The organism is Brachybacterium vulturis (assembly GCF_043641765.1).
Lineage (GTDB): Bacteria > Actinomycetota > Actinomycetes > Actinomycetales > Dermabacteraceae > Brachybacterium > Brachybacterium vulturis_A.
The window spans coordinates 243,952-260,764 of the sequence record NZ_JBHZRO010000001.1 but is presented as its reverse complement, the minus strand read 5'-3'; the positions used below and the strand labels follow the sequence as shown (position 1 = coordinate 260,764).

Annotated in this window: 14 protein-coding genes and 1 pseudogene; 6 read left to right on the top strand and 9 right to left on the bottom strand. The window is 71.0% G+C overall.

Translation table 11 applies throughout. The annotated features are described in order from the left end of the window. The first annotated feature begins 168 nt into the window (after positions 1–168). The gene (locus tag ACHUEU_RS01185) at positions 169–1,740 is read left to right on the top strand and encodes an alanine/glycine:cation symporter family protein (protein WP_394214048.1); all 1,572 of its coding nucleotides are present in this window, start codon (positions 169–171) and stop codon (positions 1,738–1,740) included. A gap of 167 nt (positions 1,741–1,907) precedes the next feature. On the opposite strand, the gene ACHUEU_RS01180 is transcribed toward ACHUEU_RS01185, so the two are convergent. Continuing rightward, on the bottom strand, positions 1,908–2,912 hold the full coding sequence (locus ACHUEU_RS01180) for an aldo/keto reductase family protein (protein WP_394214047.1): 1,005 nt from the start codon (positions 2,910–2,912) through the stop codon (positions 1,908–1,910). Positions 2,913–3,039: 127 nt separating this feature from the next. Between ACHUEU_RS01180 and ACHUEU_RS01175 the strand changes: the two genes are divergently transcribed. Together ACHUEU_RS01175 and ACHUEU_RS01170 are read left to right on the top strand one after the other, a co-directional pair. Further along, positions 3,040–3,546: a DUF779 domain-containing protein gene (locus ACHUEU_RS01175; RefSeq protein WP_394214046.1), complete on the top strand. Its 507-nt coding sequence runs from the start codon at positions 3,040–3,042 to the stop codon at positions 3,544–3,546. Positions 3,547–3,649: 103 nt separating this feature from the next. Next, positions 3,650–5,026: an NAD-dependent succinate-semialdehyde dehydrogenase gene (locus tag ACHUEU_RS01170; RefSeq protein ID WP_394214045.1), complete on the top strand. Its 1,377-nt coding sequence runs from the start codon at positions 3,650–3,652 to the stop codon at positions 5,024–5,026. A 44-nt stretch (positions 5,027–5,070) separates the two neighbouring features. Here the strand turns inward: ACHUEU_RS01170 and ACHUEU_RS01165 are convergent, their stop codons facing one another. The 5 genes and pseudogenes from ACHUEU_RS01165 to arsB all read right to left on the bottom strand — a co-directional run bounded on the left by ACHUEU_RS01165 (position 5,071) and on the right by arsB (position 12,096). Next, on the bottom strand, positions 5,071–6,234 hold the full coding sequence (locus ACHUEU_RS01165; RefSeq protein WP_394214044.1) for an FAD-dependent monooxygenase: 1,164 nt from the start codon (positions 6,232–6,234) through the stop codon (positions 5,071–5,073). Between the two features lie 83 nt (positions 6,235–6,317). Beyond that, a complete protein-coding gene (locus ACHUEU_RS01160; RefSeq protein WP_394214107.1) occupies positions 6,318–8,351 on the bottom strand; it encodes an ABC transporter ATP-binding protein in 2,034 nt (677 codons plus the stop codon). Between the two features lie 80 nt (positions 8,352–8,431). Next, positions 8,432–10,195, bottom strand: a pseudogene (locus ACHUEU_RS01155) (ABC transporter ATP-binding protein). A 342-nt stretch (positions 10,196–10,537) separates the two neighbouring features. Then, the gene (locus tag ACHUEU_RS01150; RefSeq protein WP_394214043.1) at positions 10,538–10,981 is read right to left on the bottom strand and encodes an arsenate-mycothiol transferase ArsC; all 444 of its coding nucleotides are present in this window, start codon (positions 10,979–10,981) and stop codon (positions 10,538–10,540) included. Next, positions 10,978–12,096, bottom strand: coding sequence for an ACR3 family arsenite efflux transporter (arsB, locus tag ACHUEU_RS01145; RefSeq protein WP_394214042.1), 1,119 nt, complete (start codon positions 12,094–12,096; stop codon positions 10,978–10,980). The genes ACHUEU_RS01150 and arsB overlap by 4 nt, the downstream gene beginning before the upstream one ends. Before the next feature lie 84 nt (positions 12,097–12,180). On the opposite strand from arsB, the gene ACHUEU_RS01140 reads away from it, so the two are divergent. Then, the gene (locus ACHUEU_RS01140) at positions 12,181–12,624 is read left to right on the top strand and encodes an ArsR/SmtB family transcription factor (RefSeq protein ID WP_394214041.1); all 444 of its coding nucleotides are present in this window, start codon (positions 12,181–12,183) and stop codon (positions 12,622–12,624) included. A 29-nt stretch (positions 12,625–12,653) separates the two neighbouring features. On the opposite strand, the gene ACHUEU_RS01135 is transcribed toward ACHUEU_RS01140, so the two are convergent. Together ACHUEU_RS01135 and ACHUEU_RS01130 are read right to left on the bottom strand one after the other, a co-directional pair. After that, positions 12,654–13,352: an LrgB family protein gene (locus tag ACHUEU_RS01135; protein WP_394214040.1), complete on the bottom strand. Its 699-nt coding sequence runs from the start codon at positions 13,350–13,352 to the stop codon at positions 12,654–12,656. Beyond that, on the bottom strand, positions 13,349–13,750 hold the full coding sequence (locus tag ACHUEU_RS01130; protein ID WP_394214038.1) for a CidA/LrgA family protein: 402 nt from the start codon (positions 13,748–13,750) through the stop codon (positions 13,349–13,351). The genes ACHUEU_RS01135 and ACHUEU_RS01130 overlap by 4 nt, the downstream gene beginning before the upstream one ends. Positions 13,751–13,824: 74 nt before the next feature. On the opposite strand from ACHUEU_RS01130, the gene ACHUEU_RS01125 reads away from it, so the two are divergent. Then, positions 13,825–14,370 (top strand): GNAT family N-acetyltransferase, encoded by a 546-nt coding sequence (locus ACHUEU_RS01125; RefSeq protein ID WP_394214037.1) that lies wholly within the window; start codon positions 13,825–13,827, stop codon positions 14,368–14,370. A gap of 196 nt (positions 14,371–14,566) precedes the next feature. Continuing rightward, complete coding sequence (locus tag ACHUEU_RS01120; RefSeq protein ID WP_394214036.1) at positions 14,567–15,331, top strand: hypothetical protein; 765 nt, start codon at positions 14,567–14,569, stop codon at positions 15,329–15,331. Here the strand turns inward: ACHUEU_RS01120 and ACHUEU_RS01115 are convergent. After that, positions 15,241–16,644: an amidohydrolase gene (locus ACHUEU_RS01115; RefSeq protein ID WP_394214035.1), complete on the bottom strand. Its 1,404-nt coding sequence runs from the start codon at positions 16,642–16,644 to the stop codon at positions 15,241–15,243. The two genes, ACHUEU_RS01120 and ACHUEU_RS01115, sit on opposite strands and share 91 nt — an antisense overlap. Between the last annotated feature and the right edge of the window lie 169 nt (positions 16,645–16,813).

Here is a 16,813-nt window from a genome sequence, read left to right as displayed (position 1 = left end):
CGCAATCGGCACACCGCGACGAAGGTCACGAGAAGGCAACGGGTGCCCGAAAGGAGCCGCAGAGCCCGGGTGGTCCGGTAAGTTCCCCCCAGCACCCGAAGGTGACGCCGCTCACCCCCGCGCGCGGCATCCACGGTGTCATCGCTTCCCCTACCCCCAGGAGCATCCATGCTCGCCGAAATCATCGACGGTGCGAACAACCTGATCTGGTCCATCCCCCTCATCGGCGGCCTGCTCATCGTCGGCCTGTACTTCACCATCCGCACCGGACTGCTCCAGCTCCGCAACCTCCCCGACATGATCGACCAGCTGAAGAAGGGCGAGGTCTCCCCGGACGGCACCTCCTCCTTCCAGTCGCTGATGATGTCGCTGGCCGGCCGTGTCGGCATGGGCAACATCGGCGGCGTCGCCACCGCGATCGCGTTCGGTGGCCCCGGCGCCGTGTTCTGGATGTGGGTCTCCGGCTTCCTCGGCGCCTCCACCTCCTTCATCGAGTGCACCCTGGGACAGATCTACAAGGAGAAGGACCCGGACACCGGCGAGTACCGCGGCGGCCCGGCGTTCTACTTCGAGAGGGCCTACAAGCACAAGGCCCCCCGCCTGTCGCTGTTCTACGCGATCCTCTTCTCGATCGTCACCATCGTCGCGATGAGCTTCTTCCTGCCCGGCGTGCAGGCCAACGGCATGGCCTCCGCCATCGACAACGCCTGGGGCATCCCCACCTGGGTCACGGCCATCGGCCTGGTGATCCTGCTGGGCTTCATCGTCATCGGCGGCGTCAAGCGCATCGCGCACTTCGCCATGGTCGCGGTCCCGGTGATGGCGATCGCGTACATCATCGTCGCGATCATCGTCTTCTTCATGAACTTCGAGGAGATCCCGCGGGTGTTCGGGCTGATCTTCGGCAGCGCCTTCGGCGTCCAGCCGATCTTCGGCGCGATCATCGGCCTGGCCGTCAAGTGGGGCGTCCAGCGCGGCATCTACTCCAATGAGGCCGGTCAGGGCACCGGACCGCACGCGGCCGCGGCCGCGGAGGTCTCCCACCCGGCCAAGCAGGGCTTCGCCCAGTCGTTCTCCGTCTACGTCGACACCCTGCTGGTGTGCAGCGCCACCGCGTTCATCATCATCTCCACCGGCATGTTCAACACCTTCACGAACGAGGACTACCCGGGCACGGGAGCCGCCACCGAGGCCGACACCGTCGGTCGCGGCGTCGGCGACCTCAGCCTGCAGGTCGAGCCCGGACCCGGCTACGTCCAGGGCGGCCTGGATGGGGTCTTCCCCGGATGGGGCCCGACGTTCATCGCCATCACGCTCGCGTTCTTCGTGTTCACCACGATCGTGGCGTACTACTACATGGCAGAGGTCAACCTGACCTACCTCACCCGCAAGATGAAGAACCGTCTGCTGGCGCGGGCGCTGCAGCGCCTCCTCCAGGCACTGGTGCTGGTCTCCGTGGCCTACGGCGCAGTGACCTCCGCGGGCGCCGCCTGGGGCCTCGGTGACATCGGCGTGGGCTCGATGGCCTGGCTGAACGTGATCGGCATCCTGGTGCTGCAGGTACCTGCCCTGAAGGCGCTGAAGGACTACCGCCAGCAGAAGAAGGCCGGCCTGGATCCGCAGTTCGATCCGCGCAAGCTCGGCATCGAGAACGCGGAGTTCTGGGAGCTGCGGGCCGATGGCCTCGACCTCCAGGGTCGCAGTGGCGGCGAGCTCGAGGACGAGGGCGTCGCCAGGTGACCTGATCCTCGGATCCGCGGTGGCCGACTGCCCCTTCCCGTCGACTACCCACCGTGGTCGCCTGCTGGCGTCGGAGCGATGCGTATGCCCATATGGCCGTACAGAACGCCCTGACGCCAGCAGGCGACCACCGTCCCGGGCTGTCACACCCCCGGGAACCGCCGGGCTCAGGCCAGGCGCTGCGCCGGGGAGAGGGTCTTGGCGGGGTCCGTCTCGGGGATCTCGCCGAGCACCTCGTCGATGCGGGCCTTGACGTCGGCCTCGAGCGTCACGCCGGCGGCCTGGACGTTCTCGGTGACCTGCTCGGGACGGGAGGCGCCGATGATCGCGCCGGCCACGTTGTCGTTGCTGAGCACCCAGGCCACGGCGAGCTGCGCCGGGGTGAGATCGAGCTCCTCGGCGATCGGGAGCAGGCCCTGCACGGCGGTGAGCACCTCGTCGTTCAGGAAGCGCTTGATCATGTCCGCGCCGCCCTTCTCGTCGCGGGCGCGGGAGCCCTCGGGTGCCTCGGCGCCGGGCTTGTACTTGCCGGTGAGGATGCCCTGCGCCACCGGCGACCACACGATCTGGGAGATGCCCAGCTCGCGGGAGGCGGGGACCACGCGCTCCTCGATCACGCGCCACAGCATCGAGTACTGGGGCTGGTTGGAGATGAGCTGGATGCCGAGCTCCCGGGCCAGCTGATGGCCGGCGCGCAGCTGGTCGGCGTTCCACTCGGAGACCCCGATGTACAGCGCCTTGCCGGAGTGGACGACGTCGGCGAACGCCTGCATCGTCTCCTCGAGTGGGGTCGCGTAGTCGTAGCGGTGGGCCTGGTAGAGGTCGACGTAGTCGGTGCCCAGGCGCTGCAGCGAGGCGTCGATCGACTCGCGGATGTGCTTGCGGGACAGGCCGGTGTCGTTGTGCCCCTGGGGACCGGTGGGGAAGTAGACCTTGGTGAAGATCTCGAGCGACTCGCGCCGCTCCCCCTTCAGCGCCTCGCCGAGGACCACCTCGGCGGCGGTGTTGGCGTAAGTGTCGGCGGTGTCGAAGGTCGAGATGCCGGCATCGAGGGCGGCGCGCACGCAGGCACGGGCACGCTCGTCCTCGACCTGGGAGGCGTGGGTGAGCCAGTTGCCGTAGATGATCTCGCTGATCTTGAGGCCGGAGCGGCCGAGGTGACGATGTTCCATGTCGCCACCCTAGGACCGGCCCCCCGGCCGCGTCTGCGGCCGAGGCGTAGGCTGGTGACGTGCGTCACTGCCTCAGCGTCATCGGTCCCCGACCTCCCGACGGCGCTCCTCCTGGAAGGAGACCGAGATGAGCACGTCCTCCGCCGCACCCGACCGCTCCGGTCCCGGCCCTCGGCCGGGCCGGGCACCGGACCCCGACCCCCCGGGCCCCGGCCTGCCGGAGCCCACCGCGGGCGACGACATCCTCGAGATGGAGCCGACGGTCGAGGGGGAGGACTTCTCCCGCGTCGCCTTCACCCGGACTGCGCTCACGCAGATCCAGCGCCTGATCGACCGCAACGGCCCGCTGATGTTCCACCAGTCCGGCGGCTGCTGCGACGGCTCCTCCCCCATGTGCTTCCCCGAGGGGGACTTCCTCACCGGGGACGCGGACGTGAGGATGGGCCACGTCCAGGTGCCGCTGCCGGACGGCGGCACCTCACCGCTCGATTTCTGGATGAGCCGCGAGCAGTTCGCCTACTGGCGCCACACCCACCTCACGATCGACCTGGTCGACGGCCGCGGCGGCGGGTTCAGCCTCGAATCGCCCGACGGGAAGCGGTTCCTCACCAGGTCGCGGATACTGGAGGGCTGACCTCCCCGGGAGGCGACCTCGCCGGGAGGCGACCTCGCCGCCCTCCGACGACCGATCGGACAGTCGCCTTTACAGGTCGGCGGGCGAGGACGAGAGTGGGCAGATGGCTCTCTACACGACGACCAACCCGACCACCGGACGAACTGACAAGGAATTCACCACCCTCGGCGATGGAGAGGTGGAGCAGGTGCTCGAACGCTCCCACGCCGCCTTCGCCCCGTGGCGCGCCACCGCGGCCACGGAGCGGGCCGCGATCCTCGAGCGCGTCGCCGACGCCTACGACGCCCGCTCCCAGGAACTGGCAGAGCTGATCGCCGTCGAGATGGGCAAGCCCCTGCGGCAGGCCCGCGGCGAGGTGAAGCTGTCCGGCTCGATCTACCGCTGGTACGCCACCCACGGACCGGAGCTGCTGGAGGCCGAGCAGCTGGACCCGCAGGGCGCGCAGGAGTCGCTGGTGCAGACCGCGCCCATCGGCCCGCTCGTCGGGGTGATGCCCTGGAACTACCCGTACTACCAGGTGGCGCGCTTCGTCGCCCCGAACCTGATGGCGGGCAACACGATCATCCTCAAGCATGCGGAGATCTGCGCCGGATCGGCCGAGGCCATCGCCGAGATCCTCCACGAAGCAGGGGTCCCGCGCGACGCCTACATCAACGTCTTCGCCTCCCATGAGCAGATCGCCGACATGATCGCCGATCCTCGGGTGCGCGGGGTCTCCCTCACCGGCAGCGAGAGGGCCGGCGCGGCGGTCGCGGAGACCGCCGCCAAGCACCTGAAGAAGTCGGTGCTGGAGCTCGGCGGCTCCGATCCGCTCATCGTGCTCGACGATGCCGAGCTCGAGCAGGTCGCCCGGACGGTCGCCACCGCGCGGCTGTCCAATGCGGGACAGGCCTGCAACTCCCCGAAGCGCATCATCGTGCCCTCGACACAGCTCGAGGCCTTCGTCGCGACGGTCGTCGAGACCTTCGAGGCCGCGACCGTCGGCGATCCGCTGGACAAGAGCGTCGACGTCGGGCCCCTCTCCTCGATCAGCGCCCGTGACGGGGTTCTCGAGCAGGTCGAGACCGCTGTGCGCCAGGGTGCGACCCTCCGCACGGGCGGGAAGGCGATCGCGGGCGAGGGGGCCTTCATGCAGCCCACGGTGCTCACCGGTGTCACGCCGGAGATGGACGCCTACGCCGAGGAGATCTTCGGGCCGGTCGCCGTGATCTACGGCGCCGACTCGGAGGACGCCGCCGTCCAGCTGGCCAACGACGTCCCGTTCGGTCTGAGCGGGTCCGTCTGGGGCAGCGATCTCGAGCACGCGAAGGACATCGCCGACCGCCTCGAGGTCGGGATGGCCTACGTCAACGAGCACGGGACGACCCTGCCCGGCCTGCCCTTCGGCGGCGTGAAGCGCTCCGGCTTCGGCCGAGAGCTCGGTCGCTGGGGAATGGGCGAGTTCGTCAACACCCGACTGCGCCGCACCTCGGCCTCCTGAGGACCACGGTCGGCGCCCGGCGCCGGGGCAGGGCCGCCCCGGCGTCAGGGGGCGATGACGCTCCGCGTCAGCACTCGGCCCACGCCCGGCAGGCCCACCGCGCGCCGGGCGATCTGCTGCAGGCGCAGCTGGGCAGGGCTGGACGGGGTGAAGAACGAGGCGCTGCGCCGCCCGGAGCGCTGCACCTTCTCGGCCGTCGGCCGCCAGCGGCGCTCGTACTCGGCGAGCCCCGCCGCGAGGTGCGAGCCGGTCGCGCGCAGGCTCCTGGCCAGTGCCTCGGCGCCCGCGATCGCGACGGAGGTGCCCTGGCCGGCCAGCAATGACGGGGCGTGGGCGGCGTCCCCGGCCAGCACCACCCGGCCACGGCTCCAGCGCGGCGCGATCGCCTGGGCGACCAGGTCGTCGTAGAAGCTCTCCGGCGCGTGGGCGAGGGCCCGGTCCACCTGCGGATGCAGCCCGGCGAAGTCCCGTTGCAGCCGTTCCCGGTCCGGGGTGGGGCGCGCAGTGCCTGCGGCGCGCACGCGCTCGGCGAGCATGACGCCGACGCGCCCGCCGCCTGCCGCGTACGCCCAGCCCACGCGGCCGACGGTGTCGGTCATCAGCATCCGCTCCCCCAGCTCGGCGGCGAGCTCCGGATCGTCATACAGGTAGCTCGCCGCCCGGTAGCCCATCGGCACGATCGCCCCGTGCCCCGGGGCCACCAGCTCCCGCGCCACGGAGCGCACCCCGTCGCAGGCGACGATCAGGTCGGCATCGAGGGTGGTGCCGTCGGCCAGCTCGACCGTGGCCCGACCGGTGGCGGGGGCTCCGGCGAGGGCGGGGTCGTGCACCGCCGTCACGCGCGTCGAGTAGCGCAGGTCCACCGACGGCGGCAGCACCGCCCGCAGTCCGAGCTCCACCTCGGGGCGGAGGATCGAGAAGTAGCGACCGCCGGCGGCCTCGACCAGCGGTCCCGCGTCGATGCGCCCGGACTCCTGCCCGTCGGGGGTCCCGTAGCGCACGCCGTCGAAGGCATGCCCGCGGGCGCGCAGCTCCTCGATGAGGCCCATCCGCTCCGCGGCGAGGAAGCCGGGGCCGAAGAAGTCGATCATGAAACCGCCGCCGTGCGGGCCCGGGGCGGACTCCAGCACGGTGACGGCATGGTCGGGGGCGAGCTCGTGGGCGAGGGCGAGGCCGGCGATGCCGCCGCCGATGACCGTGATGTCCATGCCCCCGACGGTACCGGGCAGGCACGGCGCCGCCCACCGGGAATCCGCTGGCCAGGCGTGCCGAGTCGCAGGGAGCGCGCTCGCTACGCCTCGGTGGCACGGGTCTCCCCGGCCGCCCCCGGAGCCCCTCCGATCGCGGGGGTCTCCCCGGTCACCGCCGCGACCTCACCGGTGACGCTCAGCGAGCCCTCGAGCACCGCTTCGTCCTCATCGGGGTCGGTGCCGGCGGCGAACTGCGACCAGTACAGGCGGTGATAGGCGCCCTCCGCCTCGAGCAGCTGCTGGTGGGAGCCCTGCTCGACGATGTCGCCGTGCTCCATCACCAAGATCACGTCCGCATCGCGGATGGTGGAGAGGCGGTGGGCGATGACGAAGCTGGTGCGATCGGTGCGCAGCGCGGCCATCGCCTCCTGCACCAGCACCTCGGTGCGGGTGTCCACGGAGGAGGTGGCCTCGTCCAGGATCAGCAGCGCCGGGTCGGCGAGGAAGGCGCGAGCGATGGTGATCAGCTGCCGCTCGCCGGCGGAGACGTTCGCGCCCTCGTCCTCGATGACGGTGTCGTAGCCCTCGGGCAGGGTGTGCACGAAGCGGTCCACGAAGGTCGCGGTCGCGGCGGCGACCACCTCCTCGTCGCTCGCGTCGAGCCGGCCGCAGCGGATGTTCTCCCGGATGGTGCCGCCGAAGAGCACCGCGTCCTGCAGCACCATGCCCACGCGCGAGCGCACCGCCCCGCGGTCCAGGGCGCGGATGTCCACCCCGTCCAGGCGGATCTGCCCGCCGTCGATCTCGTAGAACCGCATGATGAGGTTGACCAGGGTGGTCTTGCCGGCGCCGGTGGGGCCCACGATGGCGATGGTCTGGCCCGGCTCCGCGGTCAGCGACAGGTCTGTGATCAGAGGCTTCTCCGGGGTGTAGGAGAAGGCGACATGGTCGAACTCGATCCGGCCGCGGGTCGGGCCGGTGAGCTCGGCGCGCGCGATGCGACGGCGGGCGGCGACCGCCCCGTCGGCCGACGTGACGGCGCCGGCAGCGGCAGTGCCCGCACTGCCCGCGCCGGACGGCTCGGTGATCTGCCCATCGGCCTCCTGCTCCTCGGCGTCCAGCAGCTCGAAGATCCGCTCGGCCGAGGCCACGCCGGAGATGAGCATGTTCGCCATCCCGGCCACCTCCCCCAGCGGGGCGTTGAACTCGCGGGAGTACTGGATGAATGCGGTGACCTGGCCGAGGCTCATCTGGCCGCTCGCGATCCGCAGACCGCCCACCACGGCGATGCCGACGTAGCCGAGGTAGGTCACCCACTGCATGATCGGCATGATCATCCCGGAGTAGAACTGCGCCCTGAAGCTCGCTTCCCACAGCTCCTCGTTGCGCTCATCGAACTGTTCGCGCATCGAGTCCTGCCGGTTGAAGACGGTCACCAGGTCGTGGCCGGTGAAGGACTCCTCGACGTGCCCGTTCAGCCGCCCGGTGTGCCGCCACTGCGCGGTGAACAGCTTCTGGGATCTCGAGCCGATCAGCCCGATCGCCAGCCCGGAGATCGGCAGCGCGATCAGGGCGATCAGCGCCAGCTGCCAGGACAGCCAGAACATCATCACGGTGATGCCCACGAGGGTCAGCACCGCATAGACCAGGGAGGCGAAGGCCTGCTGGAGGGCGGTCTGGACGTTGTCGACGTCGTTGGTGGTGCGCGAGAGCAGGTCACCGCGCTGGCGGGTGTCGAAATAGCTCAGCGGGAGGCGGTTCACCTTCGCCTCGATCCTCTCGCGCAGCACGTAGACGATCTTCATCACCACGTCGTTCAGCAGCCGGCCCTGCAGCCAGTCGAACACGGCGGCGACCACGTACATGCCCAGCACGGTCAGCAGCAGTCGGCCGAGGGCGTCGAAGGCGATCCCCTCCCCGCTGAGGAACCCGTCGAAGATGACGTCCATCGCGTCGCCGAGGATCAGCGGTGCCCACACCGAGAGCACGGTGGAGACCACACCGAAGGCGAGCACGATGGTCAGGCCGAGCTTGTGATCGCGGAACGTGCCCGCCAGGCGCAGCGCGGAGGGCCAGAAGGCCTTGGCCTTCCGGGGTGCGGACTCGCCCCATTCGCTGCTCATCGAGTCCTGCATCTCGAGAATCTCACGCTCAGTGAGCTCGGTGAGCTCAGCCCCCGATCCCTCGGAGGCCCTGGCGGAGTTCTGCTTCGCGCTCACGCCGGTTCCCCCACGGTGATCTGGGAGTCGACGATCTCCCGGTAGGTCTGGGAGCCCTCCAGCAGCTCCTCGTGGGTGCCGCGCCCCACGATCTTCCCCTCCTCGAGCACCAGGATCTGATCGGCGCCGGTGATGGTGGAGATGCGCTGGGCGACGATGATCGTGGTCGCGCCCTGGGTGTGCTGGGCCAGGCCCTCACGGACCCGGGCGTCGGTGGTGACGTCCAGCGCCGAGAAGGAGTCGTCGAAGACGTACACCCGCGGCGCGGCGACCAGGGCGCGCGCGATGCACAGGCGCTGGCGCTGCCCGCCGGAGACGGTGGTGCCGCCCTGGGAGACGGTCGACTCGAGCCCGATCGCCGCCCCCTCCCCCTCACCGGTGGTGCGGCCCTCGACGAACTCGGTGCCCTGGGCGACGTCCAGGGCGCGCAACAGCCGCTCGTCGTCGGCCGTCGGATCACCGAAGCGGAGATTGTGGGCGATGGACCCGGAGAACAGGTAGGGCTTCTGCGGGACGAGACCCACGGCGGCGGAGATGCTCGCTCGGGAGAGGTCCGTGACCGGGACGCCGTCCAGCAGCACCTGGCCGCTGCTCGCGTCGTGCAGGCGCGGGATGAGGCTGACCAGGGTTGTCTTGCCCGCCCCGGTGGAGCCGATGATCGCGGTGGTCCGCCCGGGCTCGGCGGTGAAGGAGACACCGTCCAGCACCGGGGCGGCGGCGCCGGGGTAGGCGAAGGTGACGTCACGGAACTCGACGGCAGCGCCGCCGCCGGCCGCGTCGAGGGCGAGGGGTCGCGCGGGCTCGGCGAGGGTGGGGCGGGTCTGCAGGACGTCCTGGATGCGCCGGCCGCTGATGATCGCGCGCGGGAACATCATCATCATGAAGGTGCCCATCATGACGGCCATCAGGATCTGCAGCAGGTACTGCATGAACGCGGTCAGTGAGCCCACCTGCACCAGTCCGGCATCGACCCGGTGGCCGCCGAACCAGAGCACGGCCGCGGTGGCCAGGTGCAGCACCACGGTGATGGCCGGGCCCATGATCACGAACAGCCACCCGATCCGCACCGAGGTATCGGTGAGGGTGGCGTTGGCGGACTCGAAGCGAGCGGTCTCGTGCTTCTCCCGCACGAAGGCGCGCACCACGCGGATGCCCATGATCTGCTCACGCATCACGGAGTTGATGGCGTCGATGTTGTCCTGCATCCGCTGGAACAGCGGCATCAGCTTGGTGACCAGCAGGCCCACGATGAGCACCAGCAGCGGCACCGCCACCCACACCAGCCAGGACAGCCCCGGGTCCTCCCGGATCGCCATGATGATCCCGCCGATGGACATGATCGGCACCATGACCATGAAGGTCAGCGTCATCAGCACCAGCATCTGCACCTGCTGGACGTCATTGGTGGCGCGGGTGATGAGGGTGGGGGCACCGTAGCGGCCCATCTCCTCGGTGGAGAAGCGGTCCACCCGGGTATAGATCGAGCGGCGGATGTCCCGGCCCATCCCCATCGAGACCCGGGCCCCGAACCACACCGCCGCGATCGCCGTGATCACCTGCACCATCGCGACGACCAGCATGACGCCGCCGACGCGTCAGATGTAGTCGGTATCGCCCCTGGCCACGCCGTTGTCGATGATGTCGGCGTTGAGGCTGGGCAGGTAGAGGGTCGCGAGGACGGTCGCGAGCTGGAGGACGATCACAGCGGCCACATGGGGCAGATACGGCCGCAGGTGGTGTCGGAGGAGGGTCCAGAGCATGGGGTCTCCCGGAACATGAGGGGGCGGCCCGGTCGCCGGGGAGAGCAGGCCGGGGGTGTCTCGAAGCGTAGAGCGAGTGGCGGACAGAGGCTGTCCGCGAAGCCGAGCGAGGGCGGCCCGGGGCGTTCCATTCTGGCCGAGCCGGCCGGAGGCCGCGACCGACTTTCGGCGGTGCTCGTCACGCGCGCGTGGCCAGGACTCCGTCTGCTGCGAGCTGTCCTCGAGGTGGCGGTGGCTGTAGGCCCCGACCTCGCCGTGCAGGATGTGCACGATGATCAGGGTGCGGGCGCATCCCTCGCCCTCGAGGTCGTCGCGCCGGGCGAGCTCGTCTGCGTCGGGCGCTCAGCCCGCGTCGGCCGTGAGCTCTGTGAGCAGGGACTGCACCCGGCGGTCGATGTCGTCGCGCACCAGGCGCATCCGCTCGGGGCCCTCGATGCCGCGCTCGGAGGGCTCGTCAGTGACCCAGGTGGTGAGGGTGCCGGTCATACCGGCCACGGGCTCGACCACGGCCTCCTCGCCGAGCACCACGACCCGGTCCACGCGGGCCAGCAGCACGGGGTCGATCGGCGTGGTGGATCCGGCGGACATGTCCGCCCCGACCTCGGCGACCACCTCGGCGGCAAGGGCGCTGATCGCGGCACCCGGCTGCGTGCCGGCGGAGTGCACCTCGACGGCGCCCGCGGCCCGGGCCTCCATGAGGGCGGCGGCCATCTGGGATTTGCCGCCGTTCTTCACGCAGACGAACAGGACGGACGGGACGGAGGAGGCGGGGCGCCGGATGCTCATGCGGAGACCTTCTGCTCGGGGCGGGCGGCGGAGGGGACGGTGGGATCGCCGGGGAACAGGCGCGGGCCCAGCCACAGCGAGACGTAGACCAGCCCCACCAGCACGGGGACCTCGATGAGCGGCCCGACGACGCCCGCAAGCGCCTGCCCGGAGGTGACGCCGAAGGTGCCGATCGCGACCGCGATGGCGAGCTCGAAGTTGTTGCCGGAGGCGGTGAAGGCGATCGTGGTCGACGTCGCGTAGTTCAGGCCCACGGCGCGCGCGATGAACAGCGAGACCAGGAACATCCCCACGAAGTAGGACAGCAGCGGCAGCGCGATCCGGGCCACGTCCCAGGGGCTGGAGGTGATCGCCTCGCCCTGCAGGGCGAACAGCAGCACGATGGTGAACAGCAGGCCGTACATGGCGAACGGGCCGATGCGGGGCAGGAAGCGGTTCTCGTACCAATCGCGGCCCTTGGCGCGCTCCCCGAAGACCCGGGTGAGGAAGCCGGCGAGCAGAGGTATCCCGAGGAACACCAGCACGGAGAGCACGATCGCGCCGACGGAGAACTCGGCGGAGGTCACCGGCAGCCCCAGCCAGGAGGGCAGCACCTGCAGGTAGAACCAGCCCAGCGCCCCGAAGGCGAGCACCTGGAAGACGGAGTTGATGGCCACCAGCACGGCGGCGGCCTCCCGGTCCCCGCAGGCGAGGTCGTTCCAGACGAGGACCATCGCGATGCAGCGGGCGAGCCCGACGATGATCAGTCCGGTGCGATATTCGGGGAGGTCGGCGAGCAGCAGCCAGGCCAGGGCGAACATGAGCGCGGGGCCCACGATCCAGTTCAGCAGCAGGGACAGGACCATCAGCTTCCGGTCGGCGGTGATGCGACGGGTCTCGTCGTAGCGGACCTTGGCCAGGACCGGATACATCATCACCAGCAGCCCGATCGCGATCGGGATCGAGATGCCCGCGACGGACATGCTCTCCAGCGCCTGGTCCAGGCCGGGCACGAGATGGCCCAATGCCAGGCCCAGGACCATGGCGGCGATGATCCAGACCGGCAGGAACCGGTCCAGGAACGACATCTCCCCGGCGACACCGGTCGGCGCGCTGGGGGCGGTGGTCGTCGTCATGACGGGGCCTGCCTCTTCTCATAGACGGATATCGATGCGCACGCTAGCCTGACGCATAGACAGTCGTCAATGTAAGGTGTGCCGATGCCCTCCACCCCGTCCGCCCGCCCGGTGGGCGTCACGCTCCATGACGCGTTCGCTGGATCCGACACCTCCGAGTGCAGCCCGCGACCGGCCGCAGGCCCCTCGTCGTGCGAACCGGGGGCGTCGGCCGCCCTCGACTGCTGCGCGCTCGGCGCCGGCCCGATCGACGCCGCGCAGGCGGAGCATCTGGCCCTGCGGCTGAAGGCGCTCTCGGACCCGACCCGGCTGCAGCTGCTGTCCCATGTGGCCGCGCGCGGCTGCGGGGACGTGTGCGCCTGCGATCTCACCGCGCCGCTCGGCATCTCGCAGCCCACCGTCAGCCACCACATGAAGAAGCTGGTCGAGGCCGGACTGCTGACCCGCGAGCGGAAGGGGCGGTGGGCGCACTACTCGGTGGTCCCCTCGGCCTTCGCGGAGCTGCGGGCCTTCCTCGACCTGGGCTGAGTCGGATCCCGCCGCGCGGCCGGGCCCGGTCAGCCCGTGGCGAGCGCCGCCACGATCGGCAGCACGATCGTCATCACCAGGGCGTTCAGCACCATGGCGGCGCTGGACCAGCCACCGGCCACGGTGGAGTCGGAGAGCACCCGTGAGGTGCCGATGCCGTGGGAGGTCAGACCGACGGCGAAACCGCGCGCCCGCTGGTCCCGCACCCGCACCAGGGACAGCAGCGCGGGGCCGAAGGCCGCGCCCAGCACCCCGGAGACCATGGTGAGCACGATCGCGAGCGGCACGGAGGCCTGCAGCGCCTCGGCGATCGACAGCCCGACGGGCGAGGTCACCGAACGGGGCAGCGCCGCGAGGAGCACCTCGTCCCCGACGCCGAAGAGCTGCAGGACGCCGACGGTGATCGCGATGCTGAACACTCCCCCGGCTCCCAGAGCGGCGATCACCGCAGGCGCCGAGCCGAGCAGCGCCCGCCCGTTGCGCAGCAGCGGCAGGGCGAGGGCGACCGTGGCGGGCCCGAGGAGCATCGTCAGCAGACTGACCTGCTCGAGGTAGACCGCATAGGGCAGACCGGTGACCTGAAGCACCGTCGCGACGATCGCCACGGTGACCAGCACCGGGGAGAGCACTCCGGGCCGGCCCAGCCGATGGTAGAGCCAGTACGCCGCCAGATAGGCGCCGAGCGTGAGGGCGAGCCCGAAGACGGGCAGGTGGATGAGGGTGCTCATGCAGGCGCCTCCGCACCCCGTCGGCGGTCCTGGCGGCGCAGCAGGGCCTGCAGGACCATCCCGGAGACGATCAGCGGCACCAGGAAGGAGCCGCCGACGGCGAGCGCGAGCGGCAGCGCGTTCTCGGCCAGGGTCTGCAGCTCCAGGATGATCCCGACGCAGGGCGGGACGAACAGCAGCTGCAGGTGGGCGAGCAGCGGGGTGGCGGCCGGCTCCGCGGCGCGGACCACCGCGCGCGCGGGTCGCAGGATCCCGAGCAGCACCAGCACCAGGATCCCGAGGACCACTCCGGGCACGGGCAGGCCGAGCAGGGCCGACGCGGCCAGGCCCACCATCTGCGCGAGCAGCAGGACCACGAGGCCGAGCAGCACGGGAGGCAGGAGGGCGGCGCGTGACATCCCGGCCAGGGTAGCCCGGGAGGCATCACGATATTCGCGTTGACCACCGACGACGCCACCCGCAGAATTCTCCTGTGCCATTCCCCGTCCCTCTGCTCAGCGACCGCGTGCTGCTGCGTCCCTTCGAGGAGGCCGATGCCGCGGCCGCCCACCGCGTCTACGGCGATGCCGAGGTGATGCGGTACGTCGGCGCAGGTGGGGCGGTCTCCCGCGAGACCACCTCGGAGATGATCACCGACTATCGCCGTCACGAGGCGGAGCACGGCTTCGCGTTCTGGGCGGTCCTGGATCGCGGGAGCGGAGAGCTGATCGGGGACGCCGGACTGGAAGTCACCGACCACGGAACCGAGCTGGGGTACACCCTGGCCCGCCGCTGGTGGGGGCGGGGCCTGGCCACGGAGGCGGCGCAGCTGTGCATCGAGGCGGCCTTCGGACCGCTGGAGCTGCCGCGCCTGGTCTCACTGGCCGATGTCGAGAACCCCGCCTCGGCGCGGGTGCTGGAGAAGCTCGGCTTCCTCCACCGGGGACTCACTACGGTCTTCGGTCGCCCACATCACTGCTTCGCGCTCTCTCCTGACTCGGCACCCGCCGCGGGCCCGTCTCCCGGAGCGCGGCTGTGACCAGCAGCGATTCCGAGACTCCGCGCGCTTCCGGGCCGACTGTGGCCTGAATTGCAGGAGCGGAGAATCACGTCGAGCTTGCCGCAACGGGCCCGCCCCAACGTGGAGCCTCCTCGCAGCGCGGGGCGCGCCGCTGACGAGCGGTCCTCGAGGTGCCCCGTGCACCGCCCCTCACCCGCCCTCGGAGGTCTCCGGGATGACCAGTCCCCTGCACAGCACCGTCAGCCGACGCACCGCGCTCCGCGGTCTCGGACTCGTCGGCCTCACCGCGGCCGCCGGTCTGTTCGCGTCCACACAGGCGCATGCCACCAGCGATCTCGTCGTCGTCGACCAGAGGGGCACCGGGCGTTGGGACGCGGAGAACTGCGGCCCCACCTCGGCCGTGATCGCCATGGTCGCCGCCGGACGTCGGGTCGAGCGCTACATCTCCGGGGCCGACGGCGCCGAGAGGGGTGGCAACGCCCGCGCGGTCCAGGAGATGCGTGCCCGTTGCGGCCTGTCCCCCTGGGAGGACCCGTCGACCAAGACGGTCGACTACACGGGCACCTATCTCGGTGACCTCGAGCAGGGGATCCGCGACGCGGACGGCACCGCCACACACGCCCGGTACGAGGAGGGGCTGGAGGCCGCCGCGCACGGCTCGGTCGTGATCCTGCACGTCCACCACGGCACCCTGATCGGTGAGGACGCGGACTACGGCCACTTCGTCGTCGCCCAGGGCGAGGACGCGGGGGGGGGAACCTGCTGGTCTCCGATCCGGGACGGGCCCAGGAGATCGACATCACCGGGTACCCACCCGACCACCTGCGACAGGCCCGGCTGGGGGACGCCACGATCGTCAGCTGAGCGCCGCGACCCCCGGCGGACGACTCAGTCGAAGAAGCGCGCGACGTCGATCGCGCCGCCCGCCGCCGCGAACTCCTCGGTGACCGCCGCGGCGAGCGCCGGGTCGTGCAGGTGATCCAGCACGGTGGCCGCGAGGCCGTAGGCCCCGTCGGCCGCGGCGGCGGAGGCGTCCTCGGAGACCGCGCAGGCCGCGAACTCCCGGGTGTGGAGCGCGACCTCGGACGGGGCGATCCGGATCACCGGATGGATGCCCGGCACGCGATAGCTGACGTTGCCGAAGTCGGTGGAGGCCGCGAGCGAGGGGGAGACCACCCCGTGGGGCAGCGGGTCCCGGCCGCGTCGGCGCTGCGCCTGGACCCAGCGCCCGGTGAGCGCCTCATTGGTGCGCACCGGCAGCGACGGCGGATGCTCGTCCCAGCGCACGCTCACGCCGACCCCGGCCATCAGCGCGGCGCCGCGGGCCACGTCCTCCACCCGCTGCGAGAGATCGCGGAGGGTCTCGGGACGCTGGGAGCGCACGTACAGGTCGAGCCTCGCGTGGTCGGGGATGACACTCGCCCGCTCACCGCCCTCGCGGATCACGGCGTGGATGCGGTCGGTGGGCGGGGTCTGCTGACGCATCAGGCCGACCCCCTGGTACATCAGGCTCGCCGCGTCCAGCGCGTTGCGGCCCATGTACGGCTGGGCGGAGGCGTGGGCGGTGTGCCCGTGGTACTCGACGGTGAGGGTCCGCCGCCCCAGCCAAGTCTGATCGGCCAGGTCGTAGCCGTAGGGATGAGCCATCACCACGGCATCCAGCTCCTCGAAGGCCCCCTCGCGGGCCATGTGCTCCTTGCCGGTGTGGCCCTCCTCGGCGGGGGTCCCGAGGAACACCACGCGCCCGGGCACAGCCGACGGGTCCGCCTCCGCGAGCGCCGCCAGGGCCAGGAAGGCGCCGAGCCCCATCACGGCGATGACGTTGTGGCCGCAGCCGTGGCCGATGCCGGGCAGCGCGTCGTACTCGGCGAGGATCGCGAGGGTGGGCACGTGGTCCTCCGCGCCCGCGCCGTCGAACTCAGCACCCTCGGCCTCAGCGCCGGCGCCGCGGATCTCCGCGCGGACCGCGGTGGCCAGGCCGTGCACCCCCACCTGCGCCTCGATGCCGTGCGCGGCGAGGTGGTCGGCCAGCGCGCGGGCGGAGCGGTGCTCCGCGAAAGCGACCTCGGGGTGCGCGGCGAGGTCGAGCAGCAGGGCGTTCATCTCCGCGGCGCCCGCGGCGACCTGCTGCTCGAGCCGCTCGTGGAGCGCCTCGCCGGCGCCGGCGAAGGCGGAGCCGGGATGGGACGAGCTCCGCATCGCCGCCTCCCGCTCCTCATCGAGCTGGGCGAGATAGGCGGTGGACACCTCGGAATGCTGAGCGCCGACAGACGCCGCGGAAAGTTCAGCCATGCGAGCGAGCATAGGCAGAGAGCGGGCGGGATGACGAGTGCTCCGCTAGGCTGATGCTCATCGCGCGATGGGAACGTGGTTCTCAGGCGTGAACTGCGTGAACTCGCCGGCGGCCCGCAGAGCGCGCGACGTTCTCCCGGTCTCCGCAGCAGTGTGTTGTCGGCCCTCG